Here is a 22,129-nt window from a genome sequence, read left to right as displayed (position 1 = left end):
CATTTTATATTTTATTGTTATGCGATTATTGTTACTTGCTTTTACGCAAATAGCATAAGCACATTCAGCAGTATTGAAATTATCAAAAATGCGATTACTCCAACAGTTCCATATAAAGCTTTGTTGCCTGCTTTCTTTGGAAGCTCTTGCGGCGCATCAAAGAACACAAGATACTTGCGACGACGAACCAACAACACTACGCCAATTACAAGCACTATAAACATAAATATTCCATAGATGCCAGCTAACATAAAACCTGCTGGAAGCCTTGACAGTTCCTGATTTGACAGCTTATCTACCTCAATCATATTGCCGCTTGCATCTGTTAATTGCTTTTCCAGCCATAATGCGACTATACTTCCTTGGAAATTCACAATCATGTGAAGCAGTATGTTGTATCGCAAGGTAGATGTGCGAACATACATATATCCAAATACAAGTCCTAACCCAAATGCGTAGAAAAATTGGAACACATTCATATGGAAAAGCGCGAAAGCAAGTGCGGAAAATACAATTGCTCGTTTTTCACCGTATGCTCGTAATCTTCCCAATATTTGTTTTCTAAAAAGCCATTCCTCTACGATTGGTGCAAGAATTACTACAAATATAAACGTTTCCCACATGTTTCCCGATGCAATGGTGTCAGAAACACGATTTTCTGCTTTCCCACCACTAAGAAACGCAGCGAGCGCAGTACCGATTAAATTTCCGATATACATAATCGGTATGCTTACTGCAAAGAATCCGCCAAATTGACGTAATTTCATAGGAAATTGGCGAGTTGTTTCCACTGGAACAGTTCGCATAAGTAGCATAGCGATTGGAAGCGCAATTACATATTGTGCAATATCCGATACCAGTATTGTGCTAAAAGAGTCACTCAGCATGCCTTTAGGCACGTATTGCTGAAAAAGTATACCGAGAGCATACGCAACACCAATCCAAACTACAAGGAACAGGCATAAAGACATGCCAACAGTCCCCTGGCGTTTACGTGCCAACACATATGTATCGTCATGTTGAGGTTCTTGCAAATTTTGCATACCTGTTCCTTTTTGCTATTTTGCAACCACTTACGTAATTACTTTTTATTGATAGGTAATTACTTTTTTGTTGATCATTCAATTATTTTTTTGCGATTTACTCAGTAATTATTTTTGTAGTTCATGAAGTTATTTCAGAACACCTTCAATAAGTTTCGTAATTAAATCACTGTAGCTTATTCCGGTTGCTTCCCAAGCTTTTGGATACATGGAAATTGGCGTAAATCCAGGCATTGTGTTGATTTCGTTAAGAATTACGCGCCCGTCTTTAGTCACGAAAGAGTCTACTCGACTAAGCCCACGCCCGTCTGCCGCTTTGAATGCTGCGAGCGCCGTTTTGCGAACGAGTTCCAAAGTTTCTTCCGGCAGATCTGCTGGAACTTCAACGTGCGAAGCTGCAGAATCCATGTATTTGCTGTCAAAATCGTAGAACTGATCTTCACCTGCCTGACGCTTGTCGAGCACCACTTCTCCAGGCAAACTTGCTTGAGGCTCTTCGCCGTCACGAGCTGCAAGCACCGCACACTCGATTTCACGCGCGTCAATTCCTTGCTCTACCAATACTCGCCAATCGTGTTTTGAAGCCTCAAAAACAGCTTGTGCTAAAGCCTGGGCATCGTGCGATTCCACTTTTGTTACACCAAAACTAGATCCTGCGCGACTTGGTTTTACGAAAAGCGGGTATTCGAGTTTTGCAGCCTCAACTTGCTCAAGAATTTCGTTTGCGTATGCAACAAAATTATTCGCCGAATCGCTTGCAAACTTGCGTGCATCCAGTGCAATTCCAGAAGCCACAGCAATTCCGGCTGCTTTAAATAGTTGCTTTGCATAGTATTTATCCATGCACGCAGCTGATGCCAACACTCCGCAACCAACGTATGGAACTTGCATCATCTCAAGCAAACCTTGCAAAGTGCCGTCTTCACCGTTTGGACCGTGAAGCACAGGGAAAACAGCATCAATATGACCTAAACTTGTCAGCGTACCGTCAGCTTCGCGCACCAAAAATCCGTCTGCACCCTTTGCAGGGTCAAGCACAACATCGCGCGTTTTTGCGGTTTTTGTGATTACTGGAAGCTCCCCCTCGTCCATACGGAAGTTGCGTGGATCTTCACCACCAACAATCCACTCTCCTTGCTTCGTGATTGCAATGCGTACGATTTCAAAACGATTTTCATCTACAGCACTGAGCACTCCAGCAGCAGATATGCAAGAAATCGAATGTTCGTCCGCTTTACCGCCATACAAAAACACTACGCGTTTTTTCGTCATTTTTTCCTTCATTATTTTAGTTTTGATTATTTTAATTATTTACGATTATTTACGATTATTTACGATTATTTACGCGCGCTACTTTTCGCGCTACTTTTCGCGCTACTTTTCGCAAAAGCTACCTACTCTTCGCAAACATCTTCGTCAAAAAGCATTGCGAGCATTTCTTGACAGGAGATTCCTTCTTCCAGCACGCGAGCCATTGCACTTGCGAGCGGAGTTGCGACGCCCAAACGTTTGCCCATTGCAACTACTGCGCTTGTGGTTGGCACACCTTCAGCCACGCCATTACTCACAGCTGTTGCTTCTTCAACACTCATGCCTTTACCAAGATTGGCACCGAAAGTGTAATTGCGACTTAATGGGGATCCGCAAGTTGCAACCAAATCGCCAAAGCCTGCAAGACCTGCGAAAGTGCGTGAATCTGCGCCTTCTGCAACGCCCAATGCTGTCAATTCTGCCAAACCGCGCGTTTCAATCATGGCTGCAGTATTTTCGCCGTATCCTGCGCCTCGAGCCATGCCAACTGCGAGCGCAACCACGTTTTTCAGCGAGCCGCACATTTCTACGCCGATTACGTCGGTTGACACAAACGCCTTAAAGTAGCTGTTTGAGCAAGCTTTTGCGACTACTTCTGCTTGAGATTTTTCTGCGCACGCAACTACTGCTGCAGCCGGATGACGAGAAGCAACTTCCTTGCTTAAGTTTGGTCCGGAAAGTGCGGCAAAACGGTTACGCGGTAAGTTCAAAGCTTCACACACAACTTCGTCCATACGTTTGCCTGTTGTGCGCTCAATGCCTTTCATAAGCGAAACTACAATCGCGTTTTGTGGAATCAAACCCACGAATTCTGCTAAGGCAACGCGAGCAAATTGTGCCGCAATAGCCACAACTACAATATCCGCGTTCGCAACAGCTTCCGCTCTATCCCCAGTTGCGGTCATATTTTCTGGCAGTTTTTCCACGCTTGGCAAGCGCACACCGTTATGATGATGGTCGCGAATTCCTTCAACGATTTCCGGCTCTATTGCCCACATCGTCACTTGATTTCCTGCGTCCGCAAGCACTTGACCAAATGCAGTTCCCCAAGCACCAGCACCCAACACCGTAACGTTCATGTTTACGTCCTGCCTTTCGGTTTGAAGTTTCGTGGGCTGCGTTATAGTTTCGCGTATTGCGCAGGCTAATTTGCAGCTCAATTTTGACTTATAATCACACTATTACTTAATACTACACACGCCGCTTTACGGGATTTTAAAAAGCTACTTTATTGTATTCTTCCTTGTATCTTTCCGTATATTGTTATTCTTCCGTGACGCGTTTCATCTGCCTGTAATCAAAGTATCCAGCAGGCGCTTTTTCGCCGCGAATCTCTTCCATGATGTGCGTCATGCGCACTCGCACGCGACGAGCTAATTCTTCAGCTGCTTCCATTGGGGGTAATTCTCCCCAAGTTTCACTTCCCTGCAGCAAGTCGGCATAATCAAGCTGAGTATCGTAGCACATTACCACATTTTTCTTTGGCCAAGGCCACCAGTGGTTAATGCTTGCAGCACCCCAAACAACCGCGCAAAATAGCGGAATCTGATGCCCTAGTCTGCGAGAAGCTTCGAGCGCAATAATTCCAACGCCTGGTTTCATGCTCATCGGCCATTTGTGAGGGTCACGCGTTAAAGTGCCTTCCGGCCAAATGCTCAGCGGTCTGCCGTTGGTGAGGATTTTAATAGATTCTTCCTCAATTTCGCGCGCTTTTCCGCTTCTGCGCGGAACCGACTGCATACCTACTAGCTGGAACCATTTGCCTAAGATTGGCCAGTGCGCTAGTTCTGCTTTTGCCATGTAGCGAGGTCTACGTCCTTGGTGGAATAGCGCTGTCATTGGTACAAAAACGTCGAACATTGTTACGTGCGTGCAAGCGGTTATAAACACGCCTTCTTCTGGCACGTTTTCTAATCCCCACGCCTTTACTTTGCAGCGCGAACGCAATACGCGCGACGTTCCTTCGAGCAATCTTTCGGTTGCTTTTGGATTTTGCGCGTTGATTTCAGCTTCGTTTGGTTTGCGCGCTCCCGTTGGATAGTAATACGTTGGGTCAACTAAGTTGTGTACGCGTGCTAAACGCTCTACTTGCTCATCACTGAGCGGTTTGACAGCACTTCTTGGCGAAGGTTTTCCTTTTGATACCATACGTCTATTGTGCCGCACGCTATAAACCTGCGCTAAACCTGCGCCAAACCCGATTTCTTAACCTTTTGTATTTACTAACGCCTTTGCAATTAAACCATGCTTGGGCGAGCAAGCCCAAGCCAACACAAAAAGCACTGTAGCAACAAGCACAATCGTGCCGCCTGTTGCCGTATCAAAACTCCACGAAATATACATGCCCACAATCGACGAAACGCAACCAATAACCGGTGCCAAAATCATCATTCTCGACAACCTATCCGTAAGCAGCCTTGCTGTTGCAGCAGGTGTCACCAGCAGTGCAAGCACAAGCACATTACCAATAATTTGCACAGAAACAACTACCGCAATCGCCACCAGCACGTACAACATTCCATCAAGCCAAGCCACTGGCAATCCCATTGCGCGCGAAGTTTCTCGATCCATCGACACACACACAAGTTCTTTGTGGAACATACTCAGCAACGCCACAATAATCAGCCCTGTAACAGCTACCACAGCAATATCCGAGTCCGGAATGCCTGTAATTGAGCCAAATAAGAAGGATTCTAAGGATCCTGCGTAACCTGAAGCTTTTGAGATGATTACGATTCCAAGTGCGAAAGCAGATACGAAGAATACTCCAATAAACGAGTCTTCGCGAAGCCTGCGGTTTTGGCTAAAAATAGATACGATGAGCGCGGTTGCAACTCCTGCGAGCGCACCTCCAAATAATAAATTGCCTTGTAATACGAAAGCTATAGCCAATCCTGGAAAAACTGAGTGTGCTACAGCGTCACCAATAAATGCCATGCCGCGAAGCACCACATAGCAGCCAACTACTCCACAAATTACACTAGAAAAGCAGGCTACAATAAGCGCTTTGAGCAGGAACCAAAGATCGGGGTTGGTTAAGTCCTGTATAAATTCGATTGGCGATAACATTTACTTTTCCACCCCACTATGCAGTTTATTATTTTCGTCAGTTTTCACATTTTTGCACATATTTTCCTGAGCATTTTCTTGCCCAACAACACGCTCAATAGCTTTAATAAGCGGATTTTCAGGTGCTACATGGAAGGTTTGCACCCACTGTTCAGTTTGCAAATGTTGCGGCTTGTCGTCACCAACAATAGTGCCATCAAACAGCATAATTCTTGAACATGAGTTCATTGAGCCGATGATGTCGTGAGAGCTCATAAGAATTGCTTCGCCAGAAGCAGCTAAAGTAAGGAATAAGTCAGTAAGCAATTCCTGAGTCGGCATATCGAGTCCGGTAAAAGGTTCATCAAGCAGCAACAGTCGCGGCTCTCCAGCCAGTGCGCGAGCAACCAGCACGCGTTGACGCTGACCGCCAGAAAGCTCTCCAATCGTACGATCTCGAAAATCAGCCATTCCGGTACGCTCAAGCGAAGCAAGCGCTATTTCATAATCCTCTTTCTTCGCGCGACGAACATAACCAATATGCCGAATCCTACCCATCATCACAACATCAAGCACAGAAAGCGGAAAATCCCAAGCAATATCATGTCTTTGCGGCACGTAGCCAACGTACGATACGCGCGGATTTACACTACCGCCTTCTGCGCTAGGAGCTTTAACTTCTAGCTTTCCGGAGTGTGGAATCAAACCCATAATCGCGCGAAACAGTGTAGTTTTACCAGCACCATTCGCACCCAGCAATCCCACAAACTCGCCACTTTGGATACCAAACGAAACGTTTTTTACAATAACGCGATTCCCATAACTTACACTCAAGTTTTGCGCATTAATAACAGTATTTGCATCCATATGTAATCCTCACCAAATCCTCATAACTTCAAACTCACTTCAAACTCACTTCAAACATTTCGCCAATGAGTCAGCGTTCGCACGCATCATATCCGCATAAGTTCTCACCTTTGCGTCGAAAGCGTCACCATAAATTGGACAGACTTTTACATGCGCTTCAGCAGCCAATTCCTTAAGCACCGAAGAGCGCGAAATCAAATTTGGTTCCAAAAATACCGCTGGAATTTCCAAATCGCGCAAAATTTGCGAAAGTCTACGTCTATCCTGTACGCTTGGTTCACTCGAAGGGTTGATTGTTACAAATCCTGCAATGTTTACACCGTAAGTTTTACCTAAGTAAGCAAAAGCATCGTGCGTTGTAACCAAGTTGCGACGTTCTTTGGGAATTGCCGCAACTTTCTTGCGCATATACGCGTCCACATCCAGCAGTTTGTTAATATATCGGTCAGCATTAGCGCGATATTTGCGAGCATTTTGAGGGTCGACTTCGCACAAGCGGTCAGCAATAGTGCGCACATACGCAATACCGTTTTTTACCGACTGCCACAAATGCGGATCAATATCGCCGTGAACATGCTTTCCTAAAACAGCCTGCGGAAGCTGATACAACTTCTCGCGCGCTGCACCCAAGAAACGATACCCTTGCTCTGCTGGAATTTCTTTTAACGCATTCGTCGGCACTTCTACTACTACGTCATGCGGCGCATAATATACGCGTTTTGGCGTAGTAGAGCGCTTTTCTTGCAGCGTATCTACTCGGTACATAAATCCGTGTGCTGCTAAATTGTATGCTAAATCAGCATGACCTTGATTCAGAACTACGCGAGCGCCACGCTTGTTCGCTACTTTCTGCGCATTTATGCCAACAGCAAAACGCATTCTAGTATTTCCCAAACTTGCTACTCGCGCTCCTTGCGCATCTAAAATATCCGCATGCCAATCAAGCGTATACTCTCCTGGCTTGCTAAAAGCCCAACTTAAATGCGTGTGTGCATCCGCTGGCAAATCCACGTGATCTTCGTCGTTAATTCCGTTCGCTGAATTTACGTAAGTTTCCACGCTACCAAAAGTGCCAGTTAGATAAGCAAATAATGCTCCCGGTCCACTCACTTTCGTTGCAGTTAAGCGGATTCTGTCGGAACGCTTCATATTGTATGCGTTTGGCTTTATTACAGTTGCGCGACCTTCTTTTGTGGTAGTAGATGGCGCATTTGACTGCGAAGATTGGCCAGATTTTTCTAGTTGGTGAGTTTGTGTTGAATTTGTTTTTGTTTTATTGAGATTGTTGAGCGATGCTAGTCCACTAGCAGTAGATGGTGATTCTTCCGCAGGATGTTGCGTATTGGTAGAACCTTGCTCTCTTTGCACTTCATCTCCTGGTTGCGCAGCTACACGCTCCGTAGCAAGCCCGAGCCAAATAGTATCTAACGACACATCCTCAACCATTGGAATAATATCTGCAGCATGTTTCACGCTTTCTTCAGCAAGCTGCACATTCGGCACACCCTTACGCAAATTCGCGTCTAAAGCAGTGATAACACCATGTTCCTCGAGCATCATGTAGTTGCTGAAAGCTACATCTGCGTACACAACATCTCGAATAGAACGCAAGCGCGGCTCATAGGAGTGCGGATCTGCATTATCTGGCACAATAGAACTTACGTCTGCTGCATCTCCTGCCACGTTAGCAACCATATCTCGCAAAACCCCGGTTGTAGTAACAACGTTTATACGTCCATTACGATGCCCTGCACGATTATCGCTAGAAATTGTTCCGCAAGCAGCGAGTGGTAGCACAAGAACCGTAGTCGCAATAATGCTCACTGCAGCAAGCATAGTTCGTTTTATTGTTCTGGGCTGAACAATCACCCTTTCACGCTCCTACTACTTCTACTTAATAACGCAATAGCCAATTCAAATTAATAAAACCACGCTTATAGAGGTACCATATTCCAGCACCCAAAACACCAAACACTGCTAAAAGACCACCAATAAGCAGCGAATAAGCAAGAACAGGATTATGTTGGAATAAACCAGCAATACCTGTTGGCTCATTATCTACAAGTTCAACATCATCACCGAGTTTTTGACGATATAAACTCTTAGCAAGTCTTTTATTGCTAATTTTTGATACGAGTCCTTTATGCTTCTTTTTTGCAACACGCGGCAAACTTTTACCAGAATTGAAACTGCTTCCGCCGAAGCTGCCATTATGCATTCCAGCAAAAGCAGCGCTACCACCATGCCCGGAAAGCATACTACTGCCAGACCCACTACCAGCGCCCTTTCCAGCGCCTTTTCCAGCAGTAGGAGACGAAGCTTGGATAGGATTTGTAGGTTTACTTGGAGCAGAATCGCCGTCCACAGATGTCATTGGTGTTTCCATTGGGTCTACGCCAACTGCAACATGAATACTGCGGCTGACAGTGGAAGTTCCATCAGAAGCTTGGAAGTGTAGAGTGTAGTATCCAGGCTTATCAAAGTCCCAATTTGCATGCGCATGCGTATTAGCAGGTATTGTGTAATTGCTTGCCCCTTGTGTCGAGAAAATCTCTTGGTCACCACCGCCTAAACCACCGAACATCCATACGCGCACGTTTCCAGGACCATCAACACCAGTCAAAGTTAATTGTGTTGGCTTATGCGGATTCATGGATTGATTATTCCATCCCATCCATGGAACTCCATTAATTTGCGTTTGTGGAATACGGTAAACGCCTTGAGTTTTTCCAGCATCACTTACAGCAAATACAACAGTATCTGGGTTGCGGAAAACGTGGCTTCCTGTCACATCTTCTTGTACAGCCATATCAACTTTATTGGATTCGCCAGTGTATACTGCAATATCTACATGCCCATGATCGATAACGAGCTTGTCTCCTTGAAGATCCTTAAATTTCGTGACTTTTGCACTATTGCTAGCATCTTGCGATGAATTTTGATTTTGCTGTGAGGAATGAGTACCGGCATGATTTTGAATAAACGATCCGCTGTTCTGCGTCGTTTGTGAATGCTGTGTGTTACCGGAATTCGACGGCACTGCTAAACCTTGCTCCGGTTTAGCGCCAGGCCACGGCGTCACATACACTGTATTGTTATTCCCGTTGATGAAGAACGCTCCATTACTTTGCTGCACATTAATGCTATTATCTTCGCCATCAGCATCTGCATCGTCTTCATCTTCGTCAGCATTATTCTCATCATCTGCACTATTCTCATCATTTTCATCATCTTCATCAAATGATGGACCATCATAGTCAGCAAAATCACCTGCAGTCACATCGTGATTGGTTACGTGGAAGGTATATACCTGCTCAGCAGACTGTTCTTTACCATGAATCGTTGCAACAGCTTTCATCGCCAGTTTGTATGTACCTGGTCGCGTAAATGACCAATACATGTGTTCATGCTTACCTTGAGTATCACTAACATCAAATGATTTAGGCCACCCATCTGCTGAACCAAGCATTTTTTCGTAACTTTCACCACTACGTGTATACAAAAATACTTCGCCATCATGAGGAGCTTCTATTGAAGTCAATGACATTGTTACTGTCGGGTTTATCGCCGCTTTACCGGCATTCTGATACATAGGGCGAGTATCAAGCCCTGGCCACAAAGCACCAGTATTCCCAGCACCTGACTGGTCAAAGAACCAAACTACACCTTCACGCGTTTTTGCGTAAATCTCCTTTATTGCAGGACTATCTTCATCTTGAGAAAGTTGCATGATGTTTTTAGAACCAACTTCAAAAATAAGCCGATTCGTATCATAACGAGCACCGTCATTATCATCACTTTCAAATGAATCACCCAAAGTTCCTAATACCATACGCTGGCTTGCAGTATCAAAAAAGGTAGCAAAAGTATCGGTATGCCCCTTATACGCATGGCACATTGCCGCTTTAGTATCAACTTCAGGCTGCGGTGCTGTATGCGCTAAGCGAGCAGCTTTACAAGCTTCAAAATTAGCTTTTTTTATCGCAGCAAAATCTTTTGACGACTGTTGCTTACCATTTGCTGCAACAACAGAATCATTATCAGCCGCGAATGCTGACGGGGTTCCCGCAACCATGCCGCACAAGCACATGCCAACCAATAAAGCGCGAGATAATTTCTTTATAGTATTACGCATCATCATCACCACAATTTCTTATTTCCATTGAGAAGAATCAAAGCTGGAAGAATCAAAGCTGGAAGAATCAAACTGAGAAGCGCCAGATTCAGTAGTATGAGTATCAATTGGCGCCATTACAGTAGTTTCTTGCTCACGCACTAAATTCGACAAACTATTTTCATGCTTGACTGTTTGCTGAGCATGCTGCAATGAATCTCGTTGCGCAAGCGCCTCCTCACGAGCTTTTTTGCTTTTCATCACAGCAATGCACACAAAAATCACAATAATTACTGCAATAACAGCCACAAACACACCAATAAGCTGAAGCGCTAAAGTCGTATCATCATTCTTTGTTACATTCTTACCTTTATGATTCAAAGCACTATGAGCATGATGGCGTGAATTACCTTCTGCTGCATTATCACCTTGAGTATTGTCGGCATCTTGAGCACCATCATCTGATTGCTCATCATCATCTGCACTAGAATCTGCACTTGCACTTAAAGCAGCATTCGGATCCGTATTATCTCCAACTGCAAAGTTAAGAACACGAGTATCACTAACTGAGCGACCGTTCTTCAGTTTGCCAGAAAAAGTAAGTTTTACATGATATATTCCAGGCTTAGAAAATACCCAATTGACGTGAGTATGAGCATTAGCTTCAATCCAACTATTTTGCGGATACCCCTTAGTACTATCCCAAAGTTGCTGCGGATTATTATTACCATTTTCTAAGTAAACGTGCAGTTTACCAGGACCACTCACTCCTTCAAGTGAAAGATTAGCACCTCTATCAAGCTCGTTTAAAACGCCGCCTTCCTGAGTATTCCAACCAAGCCACGGCACGTCCGGATTCTGAGTTTGTGGAATCACATATAGTTTTGTTCCAGGCTTCTCACCAATAAAACTGTATGCAGCATCGTCAGGCATAGCAATAATCGAGTTGCTCCCTAATTTAAATACCACATTTTCTGGGTCTCGCCACACTGGTTCATCACCAGTATCATCACGAATTTTCAGTTTCCATTTGTTATCAATGAGCGTAGGCCCAAAATCAGCATGACCAGCTTGAATCATCACTGGCTGATTGCCTTCCGCAGCTTGAGCAGCACTATCTATTGGAGATGGTACGCATAGAAAAGCAATCGAAATAATAAGAGAAAATACCATAGCAAGTAGCGCAGTTGAATACACATACTGTCGCCTTGCATGCTTTGCTTGAGTTGAGTTGCTATTCATGAATATAAGCTTTCTTTTGTAGATTACGAATTGTAAATCTTGTTGTTTCACAGCAATTTCATACGAGGCCGCATCAATACGCTACATGCACCGGTTATAGTGCATAAACCAACGCTGGCAGTACCAGCAGCAGCTGCAACCCATTGCGTCGACGAGTGATTTTCTTCCGCATCATCAGCATCATCAGAATCATCCTCATCATCCGCATATGCGCCGTCATGGCCCTCACCCTCATGCGCACTACGATCCTGCTTATTGTTGTTTGCTGCCGATTTTGCTGCCGATTTACTGCTAGCATCAGCAAAATTGCGGACAGTTTGCCCAAGTTTCTTAGCATGCTTATTACGTTGCATACTCATTGAATGATGTAAGTTGTTAGCACCTCGACGATTCATAGTACGCAAAGATTTTCCACTTGTATTTTCTGTTCTTGTAAAGGAACCAGATTGTACAGCAGAGCCTTGTTGAGTGCTATGTTGAGCATTATTGTTGTGCTGGTTACGCTGATTACGCTGATTACGCTGATTTTTCGTACGCTTCAATTTTTTATGAGATCTCTTAAAGAAATCAGGCGTAAACTGGAATGCTCCATGAGTATTGAAACCATTATTCAAACCGCCGTTAAAACCACCGGCTGAACTGTTACCAAAACCATTACCAAAACCATTGTGTGCAATGCTAGCAAAAATACCATTCACAAAATTACTGGCACCATTCACACGCTTATGATGTTTTTTGCGTTTTTTATGACGCTGCTTCGTACCAGGATTACCATCGATTTCTGATTCGGATTCTTGCGAACTTCCACCATGTTGTGCATCATGTTTGTTATGAGCACCGTCGTCCATTTCAATAATGTAATCACAGAACTCATCAAATTTACTATTACGATATAGCTCTCCATTTTTTAGGACTAACGATGGACGAATCGTTGCACCTTGCATAGACGCATCAAGTTTCAGCTCCAACTTGCTACTTACAGCACCAGGAATGCGCTTAAATTCACGCTCCCCTTCCTTCTTTATAAGCCACACATAATCCTTAACTATAGAAGTTACAGGATCTGTTGGGTCGTCAACAGGTTCACCAGTTGTACCATCTGTGGCGACGTGAGGATTAAGCAGGATTGTCCTTGCGCGCAAAGTGTCGCCAGGCTTATATCTTTTATATGGTGCGATTGCTTTTACTACAGGATGACCGTCAGCACCATGATCTTCAACTGCAATAGTTGCAGATGCAGTATCTTTCCCGATTTGCGTAGCACCTTCAGTAGCATGCGCATAAACCTTCATCTTATTCATTGCAGGTTCTGCCGGTAGCTGCAATCGATCCGCAAAAAGCGTAGTTCCATACGCATCTGGACCTTCATCTGCACGCACATAGCGCCATTCAATGCGAGCGCCCTTTGGCCTATTTACTACCTTTAAATCTAAACCGCCGAAACCTTCGTACGAATGATAATGTGGGTGCGGACCAGAATCACGAATATTCCCGATGCGCATATCGCCGCCATCATCTTCGTCTGTATCTTTGTGTTTTTCAGATGCTTCATGCGACACTGTATCATCATTTGGATTAATAAAATCTTCGCGTCGATGTAAGTCAAGTGTTTCAGTAAGAGTTGTTGAAGGTACTTCTCCAGAATACGTATCTTCAACTTCAAATGTATATTCTGCAGGTTCAGTTGTAATTTTTTGTTTTGTTTCTTTATTGGTGATAGTAGCAGTTACTTTTAATTTGTATACGCCTGGCTGCGTAAAACCCCAGTTCGCATGCACATGACCGGCAGTATGCTGATGAATAACACCAGGAAGCATAAATCGACTACCATCAACATCTGGTTCATCATCTAAGTCGTTCTCTTCAAACGATACTTTCTTTGAGTTTTTGCCCACACCTTCGGTTGACCACAATAAAACTCGTCCGTTCATAGGGCCAGTGATTTGTTGAATCGCAATATCTGCTGTAGCATCATCAGCATGAGCTGCACCAACTAATGATGCGGCATAACCAGTATCCCAGCCTGGATATAAAGGATTGCCTTTCTGCTTTCCTGCAATGTCAAGATAGTAGTAACTTGTAGCAAGATCTGGCAGTTGCGATTTTTCTGTATAAGTGTTTTTTAATACACGAAATGTTGTATTTTCAGGCTTAAGGAAAGTAGCACCGTCTTTTTCAACTGCCATGATGAATTTACCCTTATGCTGGATTGGGTAAAAGACATCAGTATGACCATGTTCAATTACTTGTTTAGCAGTTGCATTGTACTTACTTTCAGGATTTCCTCCTTCAGAGGCATATGCTGGCAATGCTGCACTTAATCCCGATGCCAATACTGCGAAAGCAAGCATCATTACGCCTACTACTGCAAACGCACGCTTCGCAACATTTTTTACAACCTGAGTCATGCTGTGTTTCCGCTCTCTACACTTCATCTTCTTAACGTTTATCTGCACTCTTCTTTTTCGCAGATATTTATTGAAGATATTATTACAACGTTTATTAATAATAATAATGATTCTCATTAATAGTCAAGTCAACACTCCGAATAAACCAATTGCAGATCAAAAGTATGTAAAAACTAAGCTCATACGTCTTGTGACAGTCGCACTAACAACCCATCGAACGTGGGTTATTCCTTGAGCTACGAACGTTACTACCGCAGATTGTTAGCTGAAGATAGTAACAATATTCAGGTTGTGGCTTATAACGCAGGATATTCACCAACATAGCTTTACACACTTTCGACCCGCAAACCTACTTTGTAACTATCAACCGAATAAAGAACACCACAAATAAGAACACCACAAATAAACAAAAACGCTGGCAGCTTAAAGCAACCAGCGCAATCATTGAGTAATTTTTAATATTTATCTAATATTTTTAAAAGCAACTTTAGCCTTCTACAATATCCGCATTAAGGCAAGTCTTAAAGTGACGCAAAGCCCATTCGTGACCTGCAGGATCAAAACTTGCCACGGCATCCTTATGAACTACAATCTTGAACCCAAGATTATATGCGTCAACAGCAGTGTGAAGCACGCAAATATCCGTGCAAACTCCCACCAAATGCAACTCCTCAATGTGACGCTCGCGAAGCTTAATCAGCAAATCCGTGCCATTAAACGACGAGTAGCGAGTCTTGTGAATGTAATACACGTTACTTTTGTTTTTATTCGCCTCATAAAAATCACCAAGCGTGCCATACAGCTTCTGACCGTGAGTTCCGGCGATATTGTGCGGTGGGAACAGCTTAGTTTCAGGATGATACGGGTCGTTCAAATGATGCGTATCAATCGCAAAAACCACGAACTCACCAGCGTCAAGAAATTCCTGCGAAATCTCCGTAATACGCTTCTCGAGCTTTTGGGCAGGCTCGCCCACAGTAAGAGAGCCATCGCTTGCCACAAAATCATTCGTATAATCAATGTTAATAAGGGCTTTATTCACACCTACTCCTTGTATGAAAATCGCAGAATAATTGCAAATAGCATTACTGCTAACAGCATTATCGCAAATAGCTCTACTGCAATAGCATAATCGCTTTAGTTACAATATTCCGCATTCTTAATTGCTTAATGTTATTTCAATTGATAGCCCAATTATCAACTCAATTGCTGGCCCAATTGCAATCGGCGCAATACTTTAATACCAAAAGCTTCTGGAAGCTTATCGGTAGCTTACGTAAAACTTTCTTAAAAGCTTACCAGCAGCATACCGAAAGCTCATGCTTCTGCGTCGACTACCATTATTTAATCACTACCTTGCGGCAAGTGTAATCATAAAACATTTGCGCTGACGACGTGCTTGAGCGCTTATTCCTCACGGCATAGCCGTTCGGCTGATTTGCGAATCGATGACTTCGAGCTGCATAATGCGCGAGAAGTCACTTCGATTCGCTGAGCTTGCTTAAGTTGAAAGCACGGTGTGCTTTCAACGCAAGCGAGGTCTGCTTTCGTCTCGATTGACGAAGGCAGGGCAGGCTCGCGTGGTAGTTCATTGGTAATTCGGTTGTGTTCTGTGTGCGCTGACGACCTGCTTTCGCGTTGCGATTTAAAGCGCGAGTGGTACTGCTTATTTGTTACTGGCGCAGATTACATACTGCGCGAGTAACGCTAAATAGCAATTATTCGTTATTAACGCAGATTACGTACTGCACCAGTAACATATGACCGTTACTTTCTTAAAATACTTGACTGAGTTTTAACAATGTTTGAGTGATTACCATTACTAACTCAGTGCATTGACTGAGTTTTTAACAGTACTGGGGCTAGTTTATGCCACAGAATATTCATCAGCATAGTTTTACACACTTTTCAGCCTATAACCCCGAAAAACGGTATGCGGATAATAAAAAAGCGGGGAACAATCAAGTTCCCCGCTAGAAGAATAATGCGGCAGCGTGCTAGTCTCCCACACCCTATCGAGTGCAGTACCCTCGCCGTGTCAGGCCTTAGCTTCCGGGTTCGGAATGGGACCGGGCGTCTCACCTGAGCCATGACCACCGCAAAACTAAATTATACACTCACAAACCGTGAGTGGCAACACGTGGCGGTTAGGGAACCGGACATGAACGCGAATAAAAACTCTTTTACCAACCGATCGTTAAGCAAAACATTCAGTACTCATTAACGCTAGAAGAAAAATACTCACAAGAACCCACCCTCCCCACCAATAAAAGTGAGGAAGAATGTCACCATCGCCCGTTAGTACTAGTCAGCTCCACCCCTTACAGGGCTTCCACGTCTAGCCTATCAACCACGTGTTCTACATGGGGGCTCACACACTCAAGTGCAAGGAATGCTTATCTTGGAGCAGGCTTCCCGCTTAGATGCTTTCAGCGGTTATCCCTTCCGAACGTAGCTAACCGGCAGCGCCACTGGCGTGACGACCGGCATACCAGAGGTTCGTCCACCCAGGTCCTCTCGTACTATGGGCAGGTCTCCTCAACATTCCAACGAGCGCAGAGGATAGAGACCAAACTGTCTCACGACGTTCTGAACCCAGCTCGCGTGCCGCTTTAATCGGCGAACAGCCGAACCCTTGGGACCTGCTCCAGCCCCAGGATGCGACGAGCCGACATCGAGGTGCCAAACCATCCCGTCGATATGGACTCTTGGGAATGATCAGCCTGTTATCCCCGGGGTACCTTTTATCCGTTGAGCGATGCCACGTCCGTACGCCGGCACCGGATCACTATCTCCGACTTTCGTCCCTGCTCGACCCGTCAGTCTCACAGTCAAGCCCGCTTGTGCGATTACACTCAACACCCGATTGCCAACCGGGCTGAGCGGACCATTGAGCGCCTCCGTTACTCTTTAGGAGGCAACCGCCCCAGTTAAACTACCCGCCAGGCACTGTCCCTAACACGGATAACGTGTCGAGGTTAGACGCCAGATATGGAAAGAGCGGTATTTCACCTGTCGACTCCACGCAAGCTAGCGCCCACGCTTCACAGCCTCCCGCCTATGCTACACGATCCACACCTAACGACAATACCAAGGTATAGTAAAGGTCCCGGGGTCTTTTCGTCCTTCTGCGCTTAACGAGCATCTTTACTCGTACTGCAATTTCGCCGGGCTCCTGGCCGAGACAGTGGGGAAGTCGTTACGCCATTCGTGCAGGTCGGAACTTACCCGACAAGGAATTTCGCTACCTTAGGATGGTTATAGTTACCACCGCCGTTTACCGGGGCTTAAATTCACCGCTTCACCGAAGCTAACGGATCCTCTTAACCTTCCGGCACCGGGCAGGCGTCAGAGCGTATACAGCGGCTTACGCCTTCGCACGCTCCTGTGTTTTTGGTAAACAGTCGCTACCCCCTAGCTTGTGCCACCCCCAACAGCTCAACAGCGTAAAACCATATCACCATCAAGGGTCTCCCTTATGCCGAAGGCACGGGAGTAATTTGCCGAGTTCCTTGGCCAGGATTCGCCCGATCGCTTCGGTATACTCTACCAGACCACCAGTGTCGGTTTAGGGTACGAGCGGAATCACACCTCACGTTGAAGCTTTTCTCGGCAAGCAGGATCACCGGAATCAGCCTTACAGCCTACCCATCACGCCTCAGCTTAAACATCCCCCGGATTTACCTAGGAGACAGCCCACACGCTTAGCCACGGAAAACCACCTCCGCAGCCGGCTACCTACCCGCGTCACTCCCACGCTAACCTACTACCGATACAGTCCCAACACAAACCAGCCAACAACCCCGAAAGGAAATCAACCAGCAAATGAAGGTTAGTACTCTCAGATTCAGTTCGAACGGTGTAACACCGGTACGGGAATATCAACCCGTTCATCCATTCGACTACGCCTGTCGGCCTCGCCTTAGGACTCGACTCACCCGGGGACGACGAACGTGGCCCCGGAACCCTTAGTCATTCAGCGGACAGGATTCACACCTGTCTCTCGCTACTCATGTCTGCATTCTCACTCCTGTAAAGTCCACGACAAGTTCACACTGCCGCTTCACCCCATACAGGACGCTCTCCTACCCCACATGAACAAAATTCATGCAGCCGCGTCTTCGGTGGCGTGCTTAAGCCCCGCTACATTGTCGGCGCGGAACCACTAGACCAGTGAGCTGTTACGCACTCTTTCAAGGATGGCTGCTTCTGAGCCAACCTCCTGGCTGTCTATGCGACTCCACATCCTTTCCCACTTAGCACGCGCTTCGGGACCTTAGACGACGATCAGGGCTGTTTCCCTTTTGACGACGGAGCTTATCCCCCGCCGACTCACTGCCGTGATAAACCTAACAGGTATTCGGAGTTTGGCTGCTATTGGTACCCGGTATGGGCCCGCAAGCATCCAGTAGCTCTACCCCCTGTAAGCAATAACACGACGCTGCACCTAAATGCATTTCGGAGAGAACCAGCTATCACGGAATTTGATTGGCCTTTCACCCCTAACCCCAAGTCATCCCCCCAGTTTTCAACCTAGGTGGGTTCGGTCCTCCACACGGTCTTACCCGCGCTTCAACCTGCTCAGGGCTAGATCATCCCGCTTCGGGTCCAGGACATGCGACTCAAACGCCTTTTAAAACTCGCTTTCGCTACGGCTCCCCCACCCGGGTTAGCCTCGCCACATACCACTGACTCGCAGACTCATTTTTCGATAGGCACGCCGTCACCCCACAAAGAAGGCTCCGACGGATTGTAAGCGCACGGTTTCAGGAACTATTTCACTCCCCTCCCGGGGTGCTTTTCACCTTTCCCTCACGGTACTAGTACACTATCGGTCAGACAGGAATACTTAGGCTTACCCAACGGTCTGGGCAGATTCACGCGGGATTCCACGAGTCCCGCGCTACTTGGGAATAAACATAAAGAGACATCGCACGACAAGCTACGGGGCCATCACCCTCTACGGCTGGGAATTCAATCCCATTCACCTAGCACGACATTTTATCACTCTCCTCAACCCCGTCAGAGGCTGAACAGTCCATCCCACGACCCCGAATGCGCAACACCTGACGGCTATCACACGCACCCGGTTTAGCCTGATCCGCTTTCGCTCGCCACTACTCACGGAGTATCCTTTCCTGCAGGTACTGAGATGTTTCACTTCCCTGCGTACCCCCCACAAAACTGTGGTGACCACTCATAACAGTGGCCGGGTCTCCCCATTCGGAAATCCTCGGATCAAAGCCCACTCGGCAGCTCCCCGAGGCATATCGCAGCCCGTCACGTCCTTCATCGGTCCTGTCTACCAAGGCATCCACCATACGCCCTTACCAGTGACAAACACTAAAGCAAGAACCCATCAGCAAAATTCTCTAGACAAAAAATCATCACACTAAACGATCACAAAACGATCAAGCGACTCCAACAAAAGGAGCCGGTTGAAATTGATAAAAGCAAAAAAATCGAAACCAAAAAAAAGTCTCGCATTTTACTCGCGTCCACTATCCAGTTCTCAAACCACCACAACACCACAAAACCAGCATCAACACTCAAAAGCATCAACACTAAATCCCATGAGTCAAGGACCGCAACCCCCAAAAAACAGGAGGGGTGGCAATCCGGGAACCCAAAAGCATGCCCAACAAACTCATCTAAAACGTTAACCACTGTTTTCCACACCAGTAACCACACTCAACCGAGCGCGCACAAAAACTCCGTAGAAAGGAGGTGATCCAGCCGCACCTTCCGGTACGGCTACCTTGTTACGACTTAGTCCCAATCACGAGCCTCACCTTAGACGGCTCCATCCCAAAAGGGTTAGGCCACCGGCTTCGGGTGCTGCCCACTTTCATGACTTGACGGGCGGTGTGTACAAGGCCCGGGAACGCATTCACCGCGACGTTGCTGATTCGCGATTACTAGCGACTCCGCCTTCACGTAGTCGAGTTGCAGACTACGATCCGAACTGAGACCGGTTTTAAGGGATCCGCTCCATGTCACCATGTCGCATCCCGTTGTACCGGCCATTGTAGCATGCGTGAAGCCCTGGACGTAAGGGGCATGATGATCTGACGTCATCCCCACCTTCCTCCGAGTTAACCCCGGCGGTCCCCCGTGAGTTCCCGGCATAACCCGCTGGCAACACAGGGCGAGGGTTGCGCTCGTTGCGGGACTTAACCCAACATCTCACGACACGAGCTGACGACGACCATGCACCACCTGTGAACCTGCCCCGAAGGGAAACCACATCTCTGCAGTCGACAGGCACATGTCAAGCCCAGGTAAGGTTCTTCGCGTTGCATCGAATTAATCCGCATGCTCCGCCGCTTGTGCGGGCCCCCGTCAATTTCTTTGAGTTTTAGCCTTGCGGCCGTACTCCCCAGGCGGGACGCTTAACGCGTTAGCTCCGACACGGAACCCGTGGAATGGGCCCCACATCCAGCGTCCACCGTTTACGGCGTGGACTACCAGGGTATCTAATCCTGTTCGCTCCCCACGCTTTCGCTTCTCAGCGTCAGTAACAGCCCAGAGACCTGCCTTCGCCATTGGTGTTCTTCCCGATATCTACACATTCCACCGTTACACCGGGAATTCCAGTCTCCCCTACTGCACTCTAGCCCGCCCGTACCCGGCGCAAACCCACCGTTAAGCGATGGGCTTTCACACCAGACGCGACGAACCGCCTACAAGCTCTTTACGCCCAATAATTCCGGATAACGCTTGCGCCCTACGTATTACCGCGGCTGCTGGCACGTAGTTAGCCGGCGCTTATTCGAAAGGTACACTCACCCGAAAGCTTGCTCCCAATCAAAAGCGGTTTACAACCCGAAGGCCTTCATCCCGCACGCGGCGTCGCTGCGTCAGGGTTCCCCCCATTGCGCAATATTCCCCACTGCTGCCTCCCGTAGGAGTCTGGGCCGTATCTCAGTCCCAATGTGGCCGTCCGCCCTCTCAGGCCGGCTACCCGTCGAAGCCTAGGTGGGCCATTACCCCGCCTACAAGCTGATAGGACGCGACCCCATCCCATGCCACTAAACACTTTCCCAACAAGACATGCGTCAAGTTGGAGCATCCAGCATTACCACCCGTTTCCAAGAGCTATTCTGGAGCATGGGGCAGGTTGGTCACGCATTACTCACCCGTTCGCCACTCTCACCAGTCAGCAAGCTGACCAGATCCCGTTCGACTTGCATGTGTTAAGCACGCCGCCAGCGTTCATCCTGAGCCAGAATCGAACCCTCCACGAAAAACTTCAATGAAGAGCCAACAAAAGGCTCCAATATAAAAAGAAAAAGACGAGACATTCTTTAAGGAAAGAACATCCCAACAAAAACCTCACCACCATTTAACCATCTCTCAGGCACCCTGCAACATGCAAGGCAGGCAATGAACTGGCAATAATTAACTAATAAGTAGTACAGACACGCTCTTGAGTTCTCAAACCACCACCACACCAGCCGGCTCATCAACCTCAACCGAGGAGAACCAGCCGCGCTGAGCAGCAAGAGATAAACTTACACCAACCCACGCTAAAACGCAAACCCAACAAAAACAAACACACCAAAACCCTTGAAAACACTAGCATCCACCGGCGTGTCGAAAACAACGAAAAAACACTCAAAAACCAACCCAAAACCAAAAACCATAACCAAAAACAACAAAAAATAACCAAAAAACAACCCCAAAACCACCAAACCCGGGCGTGTCGCATCGACTTGCTTTTCGCTTAAAGCGTAGCGCGAAAAGCAACCCGATGCGGTAGCGCTTGCTTATACAGAAAGCACAGTGCGCTTTCCGCGCAAGCGCGCAAACAATTACGCTTTCTTTAAACTAATGAAGAAAGCGTAATCTGACGACCAAAGAAGATTAACTTAAAGTGAGCTTAATGCGGTAGCGCTTGCTTTACAACGCTCGCGCAAACTCAGCAGCAGTACAAGCAAAGTGTATGAGCGTAATACACGATGCTAAAAACTTACGAAACTCATCAAAGTAACTTCATTAAACATCAATCAAAACGAATAAACGATACTCGAGTAACAAAGTAATTAACAACGCACAATCAACACAAAATCAACGCAAAAAAGACACAAATATAC

The 22,129-nt window shown here is 46.5% G+C and carries 11 protein-coding genes and 3 rRNA genes; all 14 read right to left on the bottom strand.

The genetic code is table 11. From position 1 onward, the window contains the following. Positions 1–41: 41 nt before the first annotated feature. The 14 genes from HXT28_RS00070 to HXT28_RS00005 all read right to left on the bottom strand — a co-directional run bounded on the left by HXT28_RS00070 (position 42) and on the right by HXT28_RS00005 (position 21,280). Positions 42–1,043: a CPBP family intramembrane glutamic endopeptidase gene (locus HXT28_RS00070; RefSeq protein ID WP_016636824.1), complete on the bottom strand. Its 1,002-nt coding sequence runs from the start codon at positions 1,041–1,043 to the stop codon at positions 42–44. Between the two features lie 129 nt (positions 1,044–1,172). Beyond that, entirely contained in the window at positions 1,173–2,315 is a 1,143-nt protein-coding gene (locus tag HXT28_RS00065) for a D-alanine--D-alanine ligase family protein (RefSeq protein ID WP_422113422.1), read from the bottom strand. 122 nt (positions 2,316–2,437) lie between these two features. Next, positions 2,438–3,433 carry an NAD(P)H-dependent glycerol-3-phosphate dehydrogenase gene (locus HXT28_RS00060; RefSeq protein ID WP_016636822.1) on the bottom strand — a complete coding sequence of 332 codons (996 nt, stop codon included), beginning with the start codon at positions 3,431–3,433 and terminating at the stop codon, positions 2,438–2,440. Positions 3,434–3,617: 184 nt separating this feature from the next. Continuing rightward, a complete protein-coding gene (locus tag HXT28_RS00055; RefSeq protein ID WP_422113421.1) occupies positions 3,618–4,502 on the bottom strand; it encodes a lysophospholipid acyltransferase family protein in 885 nt (294 codons plus the stop codon). A 57-nt stretch (positions 4,503–4,559) separates the two neighbouring features. Then, on the bottom strand, positions 4,560–5,423 hold the full coding sequence (locus HXT28_RS00050; RefSeq protein ID WP_016636820.1) for an anchored repeat-type ABC transporter permease subunit: 864 nt from the start codon (positions 5,421–5,423) through the stop codon (positions 4,560–4,562). After that, positions 5,424–6,269, bottom strand: a complete 846-nt coding sequence (locus tag HXT28_RS00045; protein ID WP_422113420.1) for an anchored repeat-type ABC transporter ATP-binding subunit — start codon at positions 6,267–6,269, stop codon at positions 5,424–5,426. It abuts the gene before it with no gap. A 45-nt stretch (positions 6,270–6,314) separates the two neighbouring features. After that, on the bottom strand, positions 6,315–8,105 hold the full coding sequence (locus HXT28_RS00040) for an anchored repeat ABC transporter, substrate-binding protein (RefSeq protein WP_016636818.1): 1,791 nt from the start codon (positions 8,103–8,105) through the stop codon (positions 6,315–6,317). A gap of 58 nt (positions 8,106–8,163) precedes the next feature. Beyond that, the gene (locus tag HXT28_RS00035; protein ID WP_422113667.1) at positions 8,164–10,407 is read right to left on the bottom strand and encodes a choice-of-anchor M domain-containing protein; all 2,244 of its coding nucleotides are present in this window, start codon (positions 10,405–10,407) and stop codon (positions 8,164–8,166) included. 15 nt (positions 10,408–10,422) lie between these two features. After that, a complete protein-coding gene (locus tag HXT28_RS00030; protein ID WP_422113419.1) occupies positions 10,423–11,625 on the bottom strand; it encodes a TIGR03773 family transporter-associated surface protein in 1,203 nt (400 codons plus the stop codon). Positions 11,626–11,672: 47 nt separating this feature from the next. Continuing rightward, positions 11,673–14,033: a choice-of-anchor M domain-containing protein gene (locus tag HXT28_RS00025; RefSeq protein WP_422113418.1), complete on the bottom strand. Its 2,361-nt coding sequence runs from the start codon at positions 14,031–14,033 to the stop codon at positions 11,673–11,675. A 487-nt stretch (positions 14,034–14,520) separates the two neighbouring features. Further along, positions 14,521–15,075, bottom strand: a complete 555-nt coding sequence (locus HXT28_RS00020; protein ID WP_016636814.1) for a cysteine hydrolase family protein — start codon at positions 15,073–15,075, stop codon at positions 14,521–14,523. Between the two features lie 942 nt (positions 15,076–16,017). Continuing rightward, positions 16,018–16,134: ribosomal RNA gene (rrf, locus tag HXT28_RS00015) — 5S ribosomal RNA — on the bottom strand. Positions 16,135–16,312: 178 nt separating this feature from the next. Continuing rightward, positions 16,313–19,374: ribosomal RNA gene (locus HXT28_RS00010) — 23S ribosomal RNA — on the bottom strand. A 379-nt stretch (positions 19,375–19,753) separates the two neighbouring features. Continuing rightward, positions 19,754–21,280 (bottom strand): 16S ribosomal RNA (locus HXT28_RS00005). The 16S, 23S and 5S rRNA genes sit together here, the layout of an rRNA operon. Positions 21,281–22,129 lie beyond the last annotated feature (849 nt).

Source organism: Gardnerella washingtoni, from assembly GCF_049262705.1.
Lineage (GTDB): Bacteria > Actinomycetota > Actinomycetes > Actinomycetales > Bifidobacteriaceae > Bifidobacterium > Bifidobacterium vaginale_D.
This window is presented reverse-complemented; position numbering and strand designations above follow the sequence as displayed.